The 15581-nt window shown below is 65.1% G+C and carries 12 protein-coding genes; 4 read left to right on the forward strand and 8 right to left on the reverse strand.

Going from position 1 to position 15581, the window contains the following annotated elements; translation table 11 throughout:
* Positions 1-182 precede the first annotated feature (182 nt).
* A complete protein-coding gene (locus tag QA635_RS22440) occupies positions 183-1052 on the forward strand; it encodes a LysR family transcriptional regulator (protein ID WP_057018709.1) in 870 nt (289 codons plus the stop codon).
* 25 nt (positions 1053-1077) lie between these two features.
* Here the strand turns inward: QA635_RS22440 and mfd are convergent, their stop codons facing one another.
* Positions 1078-4596, reverse strand: coding sequence for a transcription-repair coupling factor (mfd, locus tag QA635_RS22445; protein ID WP_283061506.1), 3519 nt, complete (start codon positions 4594-4596; stop codon positions 1078-1080).
* A complete protein-coding gene (locus tag QA635_RS22450) occupies positions 4593-4883 on the reverse strand; it encodes an FAD assembly factor SdhE (RefSeq protein ID WP_283061507.1) in 291 nt (96 codons plus the stop codon). The genes mfd and QA635_RS22450 overlap by 4 nt, the downstream gene beginning before the upstream one ends.
* Before the next feature lie 264 nt (positions 4884-5147).
* Here QA635_RS22450 and recG point away from each other — a divergent pair, with 264 nt between their 5' ends.
* Complete coding sequence (gene recG, locus QA635_RS22455) at positions 5148-7256, forward strand: ATP-dependent DNA helicase RecG (RefSeq protein ID WP_283061508.1); 2109 nt, start codon at positions 5148-5150, stop codon at positions 7254-7256.
* 267 nt (positions 7257-7523) lie between these two features.
* Positions 7524-8360, forward strand: coding sequence for an IS5 family transposase (locus tag QA635_RS22460; protein WP_225164260.1), 837 nt, complete (start codon positions 7524-7526; stop codon positions 8358-8360).
* Between the two features lie 78 nt (positions 8361-8438).
* On the opposite strand, the gene QA635_RS22465 is transcribed toward QA635_RS22460, so the two are convergent.
* The 6 genes from QA635_RS22465 to QA635_RS22490 form a co-directional block, all read right to left on the reverse strand.
* Positions 8439-9236: a DUF502 domain-containing protein gene (locus QA635_RS22465; protein ID WP_283061510.1), complete on the reverse strand. Its 798-nt coding sequence runs from the start codon at positions 9234-9236 to the stop codon at positions 8439-8441.
* A 106-nt stretch (positions 9237-9342) separates the two neighbouring features.
* A complete protein-coding gene (glmS, locus tag QA635_RS22470; RefSeq protein ID WP_283061511.1) occupies positions 9343-11169 on the reverse strand; it encodes a glutamine--fructose-6-phosphate transaminase (isomerizing) in 1827 nt (608 codons plus the stop codon).
* Positions 11170-11344: 175 nt separating this feature from the next.
* Positions 11345-11992 (reverse strand): hypothetical protein, encoded by a 648-nt coding sequence (locus QA635_RS22475; protein ID WP_283061512.1) that lies wholly within the window; start codon positions 11990-11992, stop codon positions 11345-11347.
* Positions 11989-12264, reverse strand: coding sequence for a hypothetical protein (locus QA635_RS22480; protein WP_283061513.1), 276 nt, complete (start codon positions 12262-12264; stop codon positions 11989-11991). The genes QA635_RS22475 and QA635_RS22480 overlap by 4 nt, the downstream gene beginning before the upstream one ends.
* Before the next feature lie 143 nt (positions 12265-12407).
* Positions 12408-13202 (reverse strand): adenylate/guanylate cyclase domain-containing protein, encoded by a 795-nt coding sequence (locus QA635_RS22485; protein ID WP_038376465.1) that lies wholly within the window; start codon positions 13200-13202, stop codon positions 12408-12410.
* 174 nt (positions 13203-13376) lie between these two features.
* Complete coding sequence (locus QA635_RS22490; RefSeq protein ID WP_283061516.1) at positions 13377-14441, reverse strand: carbon-nitrogen hydrolase family protein; 1065 nt, start codon at positions 14439-14441, stop codon at positions 13377-13379.
* A 175-nt stretch (positions 14442-14616) separates the two neighbouring features.
* Between QA635_RS22490 and QA635_RS22495 the strand changes: the two genes are divergently transcribed.
* On the forward strand, positions 14617-15567 hold the full coding sequence (locus QA635_RS22495; RefSeq protein WP_028332060.1) for a LysR family transcriptional regulator: 951 nt from the start codon (positions 14617-14619) through the stop codon (positions 15565-15567).
* Positions 15568-15581 lie beyond the last annotated feature (14 nt).

Consider the following 15581-nt stretch of genomic DNA (forward strand, 5'->3'; position numbering starts at 1 on the left):
ATAATGCCAATGCTCGTCACGCTCAGGATTGCGGTAACATTATCTGGAATTTCGCCGGCGTGATGTGCGAAAATTCCTTGTATTATTGGCATTTCCCTTCATGCTCATACCACGAGCGACATCGCAGCGATATATAGATACTGGTTATGGATCGACGTCTTGTGGAAATTTTCCATGCTGTAATGCAGCATCGCTCGGCAACCGAGGCCGCGCGTGCACTCGGCGTATCGCAGCCGGCTGTGAGTGCGGCCTTGAAACGGCTGGAGGCGGATGTCGGGTTTGCGCTGTTTCGCCGGGAGAGCCGCCATATCGTGCCTACGCCGGAGGCGCATCTGCTGCACAATGAAGCGATCCGGGCGCTCGCCGGGTTTGCCGAACTGGAGGACGCCGCTGCCGGAATCTCCGCAGGCAAGCGCGGCGTTCTGACGATCGCGAGTCCGGGACCTGGGATAGTCTGGCTTCCGGGCGTCGTCAGCCGATTCCAGCGCGAGCGCCCGTCAACAACGATCAGGCTCCTGACCCGAAGCTCCGAGAATGTCCGGAGCCTGGTCTCGGCGCGTGCATTCGACTTCGGAGTCGCCGAGCCGCCGTTCGACCGCACCAATGTCGTGTTGCGGCGCTACCGAATGTCGCTCGACTGCGTGATGCCTGCAACGCATGCACTGGCTGACCGGAAAGTCGTCACTCCCGATCTTCTCGAGCGACATGATCTGATCATCACCTCGCAGAGCCGATCGACCTATGCCGCGGTATCGCGCGCCTTCGAAGCCAGCGGTACGCCGTTTCATCCGGCGATCGAGTGTGAATTCTTTGCCGTCGCGCTCAACCTCGTCATCGATGGCGCGGGTGTCTGCCTCGTCGACGCGCTCAGCGCGTCCGAAACGCTCAGGCGAACCAGCGGTGCGAGCAAGCTCGTCGTCCGCCCCTTCGCGCCGGCGATCCACTACGAGGTCGGGGTCCTCAAGCCGACGATCGGCGAACTCAGCGTTCTCGCCGAGCAGTTCCTGAAACTGCTCGACGACCACGTTGCGCCATATTTGATCCGATCCTGAGCGGGGGCTTGCGTCGAACCGCGTGTCAAGCCGCCTTCTTGCTCTCGGCGAGATTGGCGAGCTGGCGCAGGATCTCGGTGGTGCCGGCGAGCCGCTCTTCCGGCGTATCCCACTCCTGGAAGAACACCACCTTCATGTCGGGCCGTACCTTGGCGGCCTGGCCGTGCTGGCGGATGAAGCTGACCAGCCGCTCCGGATGGGCGAAGCTGTTGTCGCGGAATGCGATCACGGCGCCCTTCGGGCCGGCGTCGACCTTCCCGACATTGGCCCTTCGGCAATAGGCCTTGATCGCCGCGACCTTGAACAGATAGCGCACCTCGTCCGGCAGCACGCCGAAGCGGTCGCGCATCTCGGCGGCGAAGGCGTCGATGTCCTCGTCGGTGTCGAGATCGGCGAGCCGGCGATACAGCGACAGCCGCACGCTGAGGTCGTTGACATAGTCCTCGGGGATCAGGACCGGCATGCCGATCGTGATCTGCGGCGACCAGCGGTCGGCAGCCGGCTCGGCGACGCCGGCCTTGAGGTTGACGATCGCCTCCTCCAGCATCGACTGGTACAGCTCGAAGCCGACTTCCTTGATGTGGCCGGATTGCTCTTCGCCGAGCAGATTGCCGGCGCCGCGGATGTCGAGGTCATGCGAGGCGAGCTGGAAGCCGGCGCCCAGCGTCTCCAGCGATTGCAGCACCTTGAGCCGCCGCTCCGCCTGCGCCGTGATCTTCTGCTGCGCCGGCAGCGTGAACAGCGCATAGGCGCGCAGCTTGGACCGGCCGACACGGCCGCGCAGCTGGTAGAGCTGGGCGAGGCCGAACATGTCGGCGCGGTGCACGATCAGCGTGTTGGCGTTCGGGATGTCGAGGCCGGACTCCACGATCGTGGTCGAGAGCAGGATGTCGTACTTGCCGTCGTAGAACGCGGACATGATGTCCTCGATCACGGTCGGCGGCATCTGGCCGTGGGCGACCGCGACCTTCATCTCCGGCACGTTCTTGTCGAGGAAATCCTTGACGCCGGCGAGGTCCTCGATCCGCGGCACGACATAGAACGCCTGGCCGCCACGGTAACGTTCGCGCAGCAGCGCCTCGCGGATCATCAGGGGATCATGCGGCGCGACGAAGGTGCGCACCGCAAGGCGATCGACCGGCGGCGAGGCAATGATCGAGAGCTCGCGGACGCCGGTCAATGCCAATTGAAGCGTGCGCGGGATCGGGGTTGCCGACAGCGTCAGCACATGGACCTGGGCGCGCAGCTGCTTCAGCCGCTCCTTGTGGCTGACGCCGAAATGCTGCTCCTCGTCCACGATCAACAGGCCGAGGTCCTTGAACTTGATGGTCTTGCCGAGCAGCGCATGGGTGCCGACGACGATGTCGACGCTGCCGTCGGTGAGCCCCTTCTTGACCTGGCTGAGTTCCTTGGTCGACACCAACCGCGACGCTTGCGCGACATTGACCGGGAAGCCGCGGAAGCGCTCGGTGAAGGTTCTGGAGTGCTGACGCGCCAGCAGCGTGGTCGGCACCACCACCGCGACCTGCCTGCCCTCCAGCGCCACGGCGAACGCCGCGCGCAGCGCCACCTCGGTCTTGCCGAAGCCGACGTCGCCGCAGATCAGCCGGTCCATCGGGCGGCCGATTTCGAGGTCCTTCAAGGTCGAGGTGATGGCCCCTAACTGATCCTCGGTCTCCTCATAGGGGAAGCGCGCGCAGAACTCGTCATAGACGTGCGGCTGCAGCGGGAATTTCGGCGCCTCGTGCAGCTGCCGCTCGGCTGCGATCTTGATCAACTCGCCCGCGATCTCGCGGATCCGGTTCTTGAGCTTTGCCTTCCGCGCCTGCCAGCCGCCGCCGCCGAGACGATCGAGCTCGACATTGGCGCTGTCGGAGCCGTAACGCGACAACAGCTCGATGTTCTCGACCGGCAGGAACAGTTTTGTTTCGGCGGCATAATGCAGTTCGAGACAGTCATGCGGTGCGCCGGAGACTTCGAGCGTCTGCAGCCCGACGAAGCGGCCGATGCCGTGCTCGACATGAACCACGAGATCGCCGGTCGCAAGGCTCGTCACCTCCGAGATGAAATTGTCGAGCTTGCGGCTCGCCTTGCGCGGCCGCACCAGGCGGTCGCCGAGAATGTCCTGCTCGCTGATGACGGCGAACTCGTCGGTCTCGAAGCCGGATTCCATGCCGAGCACCGCCAGCATGGTCTCGTTGCGCGGCGTCGCCTGCACGATCCGCCAGGTGTTGACGCTGGTCGTGTTCACGAGCTTGTGGTCGCGCAGCATCGCGCCCATGCGGTCGCGCGAGCCCTCGCTCCACAACGCGATCACCACCTTCTTGCGCTGTGACTGCAGCGCGCCGACATGGCCGACCACGGCCTCGAACACGTTGACATTGCTGTCGGCGCGTTCGGGGGCGAAGTTGCGGCCCTGCCGCGCGCCAGCGTCGAACACGTCGGGCGTGCCTTCGGGCACCGCGAACGGCGTCAGCCGCGCCAGCGGCGCATCGCCGAGCAGCTTGGTCCATTCGGCCTCGGTCAGATAGAGCTGGTCCGGCGGCAGCGGCTTGTAGACCGCGCCGCTGCCCGGATGCTCCAGCGCCTCGCGCCGTGCGTCATAGTAGTCAACGATCTGCGAGAAGCGTTCGCGCGCCGCGTCCTCGCCCTGCGGCTCGATCGTAACCGTCGCCCCGTCGAGATAATCGAACAGCGTGTCCATCCGCTCCTGGAACAGCGGCAGCCAATGCTCCATGCCGGGGTGACGCCGTCCCTCGGAGACGGCTTCATAGAGCTGATCGTCGCGCCCCGGCGCGCCGAACGCGGCGACATAGCCCATGCGGAAACGCCGGATGGTCTCGGTCGTGAGCTGGAATTCCGAGACCGGCACGAGATCGAGCCCGCGCATGTCGAGCAGCGTACGCTGGGTCTCGGCATCGAAAGTGCGGATCGATTCCAGGCTGTCGCCGAAGAAGTCGAAGCGCACCGGCTGGTCGAGGCCGGCCGGAAACAGATCGAGGATGCCGCCGCGCACGGCATATTCGCCGGGCTCGCGCACCGTGGACGAGCGGGTGTAGCCATTGTGCTCGAGCCAGGCCACGACCGAATCCATCGGCACCACATTGCCGGGCGCAACCGACAGCGCTTGCGCTGCGACCTGATCGCGCGCCGGGACCCGCTGCACGGCCGCATTCACCGTGGTGAGCACAATCAGCGGCTTGTCGCTGCCGACCAGCCGCGACAACTTTGCCAGCGCTGTGAGCCGTTGCGCCAAGATGCCGGCATGCGGCGAGACGCGGTCGTAGGGCTGGCAGTCCCAGGCCGGAACCTGCATCACGGCGATATCGGGCGCAAAGAACTCCAGCGCGCGGGCGAGCTGCTGCATCCGCGCGCCGTCGCGGCACACCACGGCAAGGCTCACCGCCGGACGCTTCGGCTGCGCCGCGATCGCGCGCGCCAGATCCGAGATGACGAGCCCCTCGGCGCCCTCGGCGACATTGGCGATAGTGAGCACCCGGCCGGGCGCGAGCATCGCGGCCGGTGATTTCATCGGCTGTTTCATGCGCTGGGATCCGCGACCCGGAACGCCTTGATGCGGGCAAACAGCGTGGTGGCATATTCGGCCGGCAGCACCTTGTCGCCGGTCAGCGCCGCATAGAGGTCCGGATCCGGGACCTCGATCAAATGCTCGAGCTCGCCGAGCTCGTGGTCGGACAGGTCGCCAATGGTCGCGTCGGCGAAGCGGCCGAGGATCAGGTCCATCTCCCGGGTGCCGCGATGCCAGCAGCGAAACAAAAGCCGCTTGCGGCGTTCATCGAGCCCGTTGCTCGATCGTGTCGATCCCGTCATGTCCCAAAATCCATCCAACGCCAAAAGCCCGGACGTGCCGGGCGGGCTTGATATAGCCATGGCGATGGCCGATGTCAGCCCTCATTCGCCGCGTTTTGGGGTTTCCCTGGGCGCATGCCGTCACCGGGCTTGCGCGCCCGTCGAAGCCTTTGGCGTAAGCCTTGGCGTAGACGGGACCCGGCCCCATTCATGCTCGCTTAAAAAAGACGTGGATGCCCGGCATAAGGCCGGGCATGACGGTGTGAAACGGTCTTGGATTCGTCGATGCGCCCAGCCCTGCTCAATCCGCTGTTTGCCCAGGTCACGACCCTGCAAGGGGTCGGCCCGAAGCAGGACAAGCTGCTGCGCTATCTGCTCGACCGCAGCGAGACGCCGCGGCTGGTTGACCTGCTGCTGCATCTGCCGGCGAGCGTGATCGACCGCCGCGCCCGGCCGAAGATCCGCGACGCCGCGGTCGGAACCATGGTGACGCTCGAGGTCACCGTCGACCGCCATCGCCCGCCGCCGCCGCGCAATTCGCGCGCGCCCTACCTTGTCTATGCCAGCGACGACACCGGCGACGTCGTGCTGACCTTCTTCCGTGCCCAGCCCGGCTATGTCGAGAAGCTGCTGCCGGTCGGCGAGAAGCGCTACGTCTCCGGCACGCTGGCGATGTATGACGGCATCCCGCAGATCGTGCATCCCGATCGCGTCGTCGATGAAGCAGGCTTTGCAAAACTGTCCGGCATCGATCCGGTCTATCCGCTGACCGAGGGGCTTGCGATCGGCTCGCTCCGCCGCGCCATCGCGCAGGCGCTCACCAGGCTGCCCGAGCTGCCGGAGTGGATCAGCCCCGAGGTGCTGCGCCGCTGCAACTTCCCGCCGATCAGGGAGGCGCTGACCCGCGTGCATGTGCCGGTCGAGCTGACCGATATCCTGCCCGACGGTCCGTTCTGGTCACGTCTCGCATTCGACGAGCTGCTGGCCGGCCAGCTCGCGCTCGCCCTGATCCGCGCCACGCTGCGACGCCCCGCCGGTGTGCGCAACGCCGGCGATGGTCATCTGCGCCGGAAGATCATCGATGCCCTGCCCTATGCGCTGACCAGGTCGCAGCGAGAGGCGGTCGCGGCAATCATCGCGGACCTGCAGCAGCCGGTGCGGATGCTGCGCCTCGTGCAGGGCGATGTCGGTTCCGGCAAAACCGTGGTGGCACTGCTGGCAGCCGCCGCGGTTGCGGAAGCCGGCAAGCAGGCCGCGCTGATGGCGCCGACCGAAATCCTGGCGCGCCAGCACATCAAGACCATCGCACCGCTCGCCGAGAGCGCCGGCCTGCGCGTTGCGATCCTGACCGGCCGCGAGAAAGGCAAGGAGCGCCGCGAGCTGCTGGCACAGCTCGAGGCCGGCGAAATCGATCTGTTGGTCGGCACCCACGCGCTGATCCAGGACGACGTGATCTATAAGGCGCTGGCGCTTGCCGTGGTCGACGAGCAGCATCGCTTCGGCGTGCGCGAGCGCCTCGCGCTGACCTCCAAGGGCGAGGCCGTCGACGTGCTGGTGCTGAGCGCCACGCCGATTCCGCGCACGCTGGTGCTGACTTACTTCGGCGACATGGACGTCTCGGAGCTGCGCGAAAAGCCCGCCGGCCGCCAGCCGATCGACACCCGCGCCGTGCCGATGAGCCGGATCGAGGACGTCATGGACGGCGTCGGCCGCGCGCTCGGCGCCGGCAAGCTGGTTTACTGGATCTGTCCGCTGGTCGATGAATCCGAGGCCGAGGGCACCGAGCATCTCACCAACGCGACCGAACGTTTCGAGAGCCTGCAGAAGCGGTTCGGCGATCGCGTCGGTCTCGTGCACGGCCAGATGAAGGGCACCGAGAAGGACCGCGTGATGGCGCAATTCGCCGCGCACGAGATCGGCCTCCTGGTCGCGACCACGGTGGTCGAGGTCGGCGTCGATGTGCCGGCAGCGACCATCATGGTGATCGAGAACGCCGAACGTTTCGGGCTTGCGCAGCTGCATCAACTGCGCGGGCGCATCGGCCGCGGCTCGGAAGCCTCGACCTGCCTGCTGCTCTACAAGGAGCCGCTCGGCGAGATGTCGAAGGCGCGGCTGAAGGTGATCCGCGAGACCACGGATGGATTCCGGATCGCCGAGGAGGATCTGAAGCTGCGCGGCGAAGGCGACGTGCTCGGCATCCGCCAGAGCGGCCTGCCCGGCTACCGCATCGCGCGCTCCGAGGTGCACGGCCAGCTGATCACCCAGGCCCGCGACGAGGCGCTGCGGATCATGAAGGACAATCCGAAGCTGAAGGGCGAACGCGGCGAAGCGCTGCGCGTCCTGCTCTACCTCTACGAACGCGACGAAGCCGTGCCGCTGATCGGCGCGGGGTGATTCAGCGCGACACACGCCGTCGTCCGTCCCGTCATCCCCGCGCAAAGGCTTCGCCTTTGTCGCTGGAGGAGCGCCAACGGGTCCGCGCAAAGCGCGGCCCGATGACAGGCTCCGCGCGTCTCGAAGGATCGACGGCCACCAGCGGGGCCGATTCATCCTTCGAGACGCGCGCAAGAGCGCGCTCCTCAGAGCCTGACTGAAAAATGGGTGAGTGATCTCAGTGGGGTGTGATTCCATCGGATTTGCAAAGATTCGAGGGAGAGCACGATGCCCTGGACCAAGATCACTCGGGAGCAATATCGGCGGGACGATCTGCGTTATGCAAGCGATATGACCGATGCGGAGTGGGCGCTGATCAGACGCCTGTTGCCGCGAGCGAACCGGCGCGGCCGGCCGCGTAAGACGGAGCTGCGTCGTGTGATCGAAGCGATCCTCTATATCGTTTCGACTGGCTGTCAGTGGCGGGCGTTGCCGCAGGAGTTCCCGCCCTATTCGACGGTGCAGGGCTATTTTTATAGATGGCGGGATACAGGCCGGTGGCAGAGGATTGTCAGCGTGCTTGTCCGACGGGCGCGAAAAAAGCTTGGACGGACACCGAAGCCGACGGCAGCCGTGATCGACAGTCAAAGTGCGCCAACCACGCAAGCTGGCGGACCGCGCGGCTACGATGCAGGCAAGCGCATCTACGGCCGCAAGCGGCATATCGTGACGGATACCAATGGCCTCCTCCTTGGGGTTCATGTTCATCCGGCCAACGTTCAGGACTGCCATGGCGCCGTACCGCTGCTGAAGAACGTGCGGATGAACTTCCCCCGGCTGCGCCACGTCTTTGCCGACCGGATCTACCGCGGAAATCAACTCCTCGACGCGCTCTCAGACTGCGGTCCATGGACTGTCGAGATCGTCGAGCGGCCTCAAGGCGTCAAAGGCTTCCAGCTTCTGCCGAGGCGGTGGGTGGTTGAACGCACATTCGCTTGGTTCGGCAGATGCCGCCGCCTCGCCAAGGACTTCGAGGCGACGGTCGCAACCGAAGCTGCCTGGCTGCTGATTGCACACATCAGGCTCCTGACCCGCAGACTCGCGGCTGCAGCTAAGGTTGGGTGATTTATGAGTCAGACTCTCAGGATGACGGTGCGATAGTGCGATGGTACAGCTAGACACGCCGCATGGATGCGCCGGCCCCTACTCCACCTTCGCCGGTGCGGGCTGTGTGGCCGGCTGCAGCGAGGCCTGATTGGTCGAGGCCTGGCTGGCAATGCGCGCGGCGTTGGCCATGCCGGCGAGCGCCGCGGCGCGCTTCTGGTCGTTGGCGCCGGGCTGCACCACGCCGGCCGACATGATCAGCGTCGCGGCATCCTCGGTGCTCATCTCGATCTCGATGATCTTGCTCTTCGGCACATAGAAGAAGAAGCCGGTGGTCGGGTTCGGCGCGCACGGCAGGAACACCGAAATATGCTCCTCCTCTCCGGGGAAGCTGGCGGCGAGTTCGGTGCTCGGCGCCTGCGAGATCAGCACGATCGACCACATGCCGGGCGAGGGAAACTCGACCAGGCCGACGCGGCGGAAGCTCGAGCCGTTGCCGGAGAACAGCGTTTCGAACACCTGCTTCAGGCCGCGATAGATCGCGCGCACCGCAGGGATGCGGCCAAGCAGCCGTTCGCCGAGATCGACCAGGGTTCGCCCGATCAGGTTGGCGGTGAGGAAGCCGAGCAGCGTCAGCGCGATGACCGCGACGATCAGGCCGGAACCCGGCAGTCCGAACGGCAGATAGGTTTCCGGCCGATAGGCCGTGGGCACGAACGGCCGGACCAGATTGTCGACCCAGTTCACGAACCACCAGGTCAGATACAGGGTGATCGCAACCGGACCGGCCACCACGAGGCCGGTGAGGAAATAGTTGCGAAACCGCGCCATCAGCCCGCGCGGGGCATCCGGGGGCAATTCACCGGTCGAGGCGGGAGGCACTTGGTTGGAGGTCATTGCGGTTCCAAGGTCGTCGAAGCGGCGTCGGAGCGGCCGTAGTCCATCACCCAGCTAAGCCATTCTAGCAGCTTTTTGAAGGGCCGCGTGAAGCCGCGGCTTGCGACTATTCGACCGTGACCGATTTGGCCAGATTCCGGGGCTGATCGACGTCGGTGCCCATCACGACAGCGGTATGATAGGCGAGCAGTTGCACCGGAACGGCGTAGACCATCGGCGCGAAGGTCGCCCCCATGTCCGGCATCACGATCGTCACCAGCGACTGGATGGTCGCCTCCGCCGCGCCCTTGGCGTCAGTCATCAGGATGATCTTGCCGCCGCGGGCGGCGACCTCCTGCATGTTGGAGACGGTCTTCTCGAACACCTTGTCGTAGGGCGCGATCACCACGACCGGCATGTGCTCGTCGATCAGCGCGATCGGCCCGTGCTTGAGCTCGCCGGCGGCGTAGCCCTCGGCATGGATGTAGGAGATTTCCTTCAGCTTCAGCGCGCCCTCCAGCGCCAGCGGATAGCTGGTGCCGCGGCCGAGATAGAGCACGTCGCGCGACTTCGAGATCTCGCGCGCCAGCTTCTCGATCTGCACTTCGGTGGTCAGCGCTTCCGACATCAGGCGCGGGATCTCGACCAGGCCATGCACCAGCTTGGCCTCGTCGGCATCGGACAACTCGCCGCGCGCCTTGCCGGCGGCGACCGCGAGCGAGGCCAGCACCATCAGCTGGCAGGTGAACGCCTTGGTCGAAGCGACCCCGATCTCGGGGCCGGCGAGCGTCTGCAGCACGGTCTCGCTCTCGCGCGCGATCGTCGAGGTCGGCACGTTGACGACCGAGAGCGTGTGCGCGCCCTGCGCCTTGGCGTAGCGCAGCGCCGCCAGCGTGTCGGCGGTCTCGCCCGATTGCGAGATGAAGATCGCAAGATCGCCCTTGCGCAGCGGTGCCTCGCGGTAGCGGAATTCGGAGGCGACATCGAGCTCGACCGGCAGCCGGGCCAGCCGCTCCAGCCAGTATTTCGCGACGAAGCCGGCATAGCTCGCGGTGCCGCAGGCCGTGACCGAGACGCGCTGGATATCCTTGAAGTCGAACGGCAGCTTCACCGGCATGGTGACGCGCTCGGTCGCCATGTCGACATAGCGCGCCAGCGTGTGCCCGACCACTTCCGGCTGCTCGTGGATCTCCTTCGCCATGAAGTGGCGGTAGTTCGCCTTGTCGACCAGCGCCGTTGCCGTCGTGTGCTTGATCGCCTCGCGGTGGACGATGGCGTTGTCCTTGTCGAAGATCGTGGCGCCCTTGCGGTTCAGCACCACCCAGTCGCCGTCCTCGAGATAGCTGATCGTGTCGGTGAACGGCCCGAGCGCGATCGCATCGGAGCCGAGATACATCTCGCCCTCGCCATGGCCGACCGCGAGCGGCGGACCGTTGCGCGCGCCGATCATCAAATCGTCCTCGCCGGCGAAGATGAAGCCGAGCGCGAACGCGCCGCGCAGCTGCGACAGCACCGCCCTCACCGCCTCGATCGGCTTGACGCCGCCCTTGAGCAGGTTGTCGACCAGATGCACCACGACCTCGGTGTCGGTCTCGGTCGAGAACGCCGCGCCCTTGGCCTCGAGCTCCTCGCGCAGCTCGCGGAAATTCTCGATGATGCCGTTATGCACCACGGCGACGCGTTCGGTGGCGTGCGGATGCGCGTTGTTCTCGGTCGGCCGCCCGTGCGTGGCCCAGCGGGTGTGGCCGATGCCGGTGTGGCCGCCGAGCGGCTTGGCCTCGAGCCGGGCCTCGAGGTTCTTCAGCTTGCCCTCGGCACGGCGCCGCGCCAGGCCGCCATTCTCCAGCGTGGCGACACCGGCGGAATCATAGCCGCGATATTCGAGCCGCTTGAGCGAATCCACCAATTGCTCCGCGACCGGAGCGCGTCCAAGAATGCCGACGATGCCGCACATGCGGTTCAATGTCCCCAAAAATCGCCGAAAATTTGCCAAAGCGGCGACACGGTCCCTTAACGGGAATCGCCGGCCGCAAGATACTCAATAATTATTGCCGATTGCGACAGTCTTAAACGGCAAGGTTGATGCGAAAGGCTGGTTAATCGGGGCTAACCATTTTGGCAAGAGCGCGTCAGCGCGGATCCGCCGGCGCGGGCCACGGTTTCGCCTCCCAGATCGTGGTCCATTCCTGACCCGCGCCGCACGCAGGCGCGCTGACCTCGACGCGAACCACGACAAAGCTTTCGCGATTGGTCACGTCTAGCCGATAGGCATGCCGCAGGTGTGGGCTGGGACACAGGTCCGATCCGGTTTCGGCCTGAAACAAGCCGGCCTCCTCCCTCCATGTGATGAAACCCGGAGTGTCCGTCGTACCGAAGCCGTTCAGCGCGACGTACGGAAATTCCATTGGCTTTGGTCTGCTGACGTCGGAAAGATCGAACGCGCGATGCGATCCGGTCACGGAAAAGCGACAGAACATCAGCGCGAGACGGTGCCCGGCCACTTTCATGAAGCGAACCGGCAACTTTTCGATGTCATCACTGTATTTGCAGCCGGATTGCTCGGCCGCAAGCGCGAGCATCCTTGGCACCAAAGCCGGATCGGAAATTTCAAAGTCCGTGCGTCCATTGGCAAGGCTGCTCCATTCGCGAAGCGCCTCGCGTCGTGCAATGATGCTCGAAGTTTCGTCGCCGCGCGCGACCGACACGAGCGGCGGACCGGCCGTGAGAAGACCTCCGAGCAGCACCTTGATCAATCCAGCGATCAGCCGCGCGCTCACGGTTCCCATCCCCGGCCACGCAGCCAGACGTCGCGGCAGGTAACCAGCATGCCGAGCAGTCCGTTCTTGAGGAAAAACAGATAGAGCGCGAACAGCAGCACGAAGCTGGGCCGATCGTCGCCCCAGGAAACGAACTCAGGTTGGTCGTGTGTCTTCCGGGACAGCACCGCCAACTGTCCGGTCTCGGCCCATTGGTAGAGTCGTGCGGCGCTGAAGTACGTCACCAGGCTGCAAAAGACTCCAATCAGAACGGTCGCGGCATGTTTGCGCATGCCGTGTTTTGCCTCGTCGCCTCCTAAGAGCGATGAAACCGCAGACGGCAAACGTCGTTAACCGCATCAATATGTCATTAACGCCTTTCGGCGAGGCCAGCCGACGCTGGCGGTAGTCGGCGCTGCCAGGACGTCCTGACGTCCTAATGCTCAACCCGGTAGAGCCGCCATCGCTCCGGCACGCCTTTGAGCTGGTGCGCGCCGCGGTCCTTGAAGCGGATTTCGGACTTTGACATCAGGTCCTTGACGGCGCTCGAGACCAGCACTTCGCCGGCCCGCGCTTTCGCTGCGACGCGCGCGCCGATGTGAAACGCAAGACCGATCACCTCCGCCCCACTCACCTGGTATTCGCCCGCGTGCAGTCCAACCCTGATCTCCAGCCCCAGCGTGCGCACGGACTCGCGGATCGCGGTCGCGCAACGGATCCCGGCTGCCGGCGCGCGGAACGTCGCCAGCACCCCGTCCCCCGTCGTCACGACTTCCTTCCCCCGCAAGGCCTTCAGCTCCCTGCGCACAGCGACGTAGTAGTGATTCATCACCGTCGCCCAGCGCGTGTCGCCGAGCCGCGCGGCCTTTTCGGTGGATCGGACGATATCGACATAGAGGATGGTGGCGAGCGCCTGCTTGAGCTGCGAGTCCCGATCGGCGGTTCGGCGCCGGTTCGCGATATTCCCAGCCAGCGGTTCATAGCGATGGCTGCGTCGCCGCGCGATGGCGGCCTTGGTGTAATCCTGAGCGCGCTGCACCGTGCGGCAGCGAATGGTTTTCTCCTGCGGTGGAAACGTCCAGTAGACCTTTCGCCCGTCGCCCGCGCCATCAACCTGCACGGCGCCCCACTTCAGGAAAACCGTCGAGCCGGCCCGTCGAATGCACCATGCCTTCGACGTGTATCCGGAAACGTTCGACTGATGGACTCCGATGCGAAGGAATTTTGGCATGAGCGTCCGGCCGATCGAAGAAGCGTTTGGCAGCCTACCCAGAGTAAAGCGTAGCCATACATTCCCGCGTTGGCAACGGTGCAGGTTTGCGGACTATCGAGAATGCCGGACTGCGATGTCCGCATCGGGTCCCGCAAGCGGACGAAGAATTATACGAGCAGCACCAGCTCTTCGTCAGCTCCGGCAGTCGCGCCCCTGCCCGTTCGAACCGGCGTCGGCATCGACCGACAGAATTGCCGCGTCTTGCACGTCCGCTATCGGCTGCTCTGGATCGCGGAATCGAGCCGGGGTCAACCGGCTGCGGTCGACCGTCACGCCGAAGATGTCGAAGCGGTTATAGTAACCGACCACGTCGTGAAACTGTTTCGGCTCGACGCAGCGATTGAGATCGATCTCCGCGTAGGCGATCCCCTCCTCGTCCTGCAATCCATCGCCGAAGACGCTGCCGGTCGGATCGACGAAGAAGCTCGCCGCACGTGGTGTCTGGTCGATCACGTCGGCGATCGTTCGATCGCGTTCAATGAGGAAGGCGCGCAACGCCTGGTCCATGTAGCCGGCGGTGACGATCCCGAATACCTTGGCTTCGAAGCAATGGGCGCTGGCCCGGATGCGGTTGGCGGCCACGTTGTCGAAATTGCCGCCGCCTGCCGGGCGCCGGGTGGGCCACATCGGCGGCCAGCTCGAAATGTGCACCTGCTCGCCCTGCGCCATCAGCGCGAAGCGGGCCAATGGATTGGTATTCTCGCCGCAAATCAACCCGCCGATCCGGCCCTGCCGCGTCTCCGCGACTTTAAGGCCCGCACCATCCCCGGACGACCACACCAGCTTCTCATAGAAGGTCGGAACCAGCTTGCGGTGATGGATGAGAATTTCTCCGGTCTCGCCGATCAGCAGGTTCGAGTTCCACAGCCCCCCGACGCTGACGGCCGAGCGCTCGCTGATGCCGATCGAGACCGTGACGCCGAGGGCGCGCGCCTCGGCGCAAAGCCGCGCCACTTCCGGTCCGTCCGCCAGCACGGATTGCTCCGCCATGCGCACGAACAGGTCGTGGTTGTCGATTGGAGGCCACAGCGCGGCCCAGACCGGAAAGGCGGGAATATAGGTTTCGGGAAACGCGATCAGCTCGGCGCCGGCCCTGGCCGCCTCGCGAATGATGGCGATCGCCTTTTCGGTGGTCGCCCAGCTGTCGAGGAAGACGGGCGCGGCGTGGACGGCAGCAGCCTTGAAACGAGGAAGCATGTCGAAAATCCCGGCTAGGACTAGGGGAGCGAAGCGGTATCATCCCTGCCTTGCCGGCGTGCATGGGAATTGTCGCAAGGTCGGTTGCGAAGGATCGGAACCGCCACGCGCTGGAACGGGAATTGCTTTGCAGACAAGGGCCGCAATTTCAACGGCCGCAACCTGGAGGCAGGTGATGTTCGACACGATCAACTGGGACGATCTGCGGGTGTTTCTGTGCGCCGCCCGCGCTGGCAATCTCAGCCAGACCGCGAAACGGCTGCGGCTCGACCATTCCACCGTCAGCCGGCGCATCGCCCAAATGGAAGCTTCCCTCGGGGTTGCGGTGTTCGAACGCCACCGCACCGGCCTCAAGCTCAACGAAGTCGGCGAGCGGTTGCTGCGTCATGCCGAGCGGGTCGAGAGCGCGGTGATCGCGATCCGCGAGGAGGCCAGCGCCAGCGACACCCAGGAGCTTGTCGGGACCGTGCGGCTCGCCACCATGGAGGGGATCGCCTCGCTCTATTTGGCGCAACGCTTTGCCAAACTGCGACGCACCACGCCGCAGCTCACCGTCGAACTCGTCACGTCCGCCCAGACGGTCTACGTCCATAAGCGCGAGGCCGATCTGTTCGTGTCCTTCTTCCGGCCGCCCGGTCCGGGCCTGATCTCCGAGCGCATCGGCAAGTTTCGGCTTGGGCTATTCGCGAGCCAGGACTATCTCGACCACCATGGGATGCCCGCAAGCCTGCGCGACCTGCAGGATCATTGGTTCGTGTCGTATATCGAGGACCTGATCCAGGTCGATTCGGTGCGCTGGCTCGCCGATGTCATCGAAGAGCCGAAAATCGCCTTCCACTCGAACAGCATGATCGCGCAGATGAACGCCGCGGCGGGCGGCCTCGGCATCGTGATGCTTCCGAGCTTTGCCACAAGGGACCGGCCCGACCTGATACCGGTGCTGCCGGCTCTCGCCGGCACCGTTCGCGAGGTCTGGCTCAATGTCCACAGCGACCTGCAATTCGCCCCGCGCATCCGCGCCGTCCGCGCCTTCCTGAAAAATACCCTGAAGCAGGATCCCGACATGCAGGTCACGCTGGCCGATGTCGTGCCGCAGCCGCGCACAGCAGATTGCAAAAATCCATAATTCCCTTCCGTCGG

Source organism: Bradyrhizobium brasilense (genome assembly GCF_029714345.1).
Classification (GTDB): Bacteria; Pseudomonadota; Alphaproteobacteria; order Rhizobiales; family Xanthobacteraceae; genus Bradyrhizobium; species Bradyrhizobium australafricanum.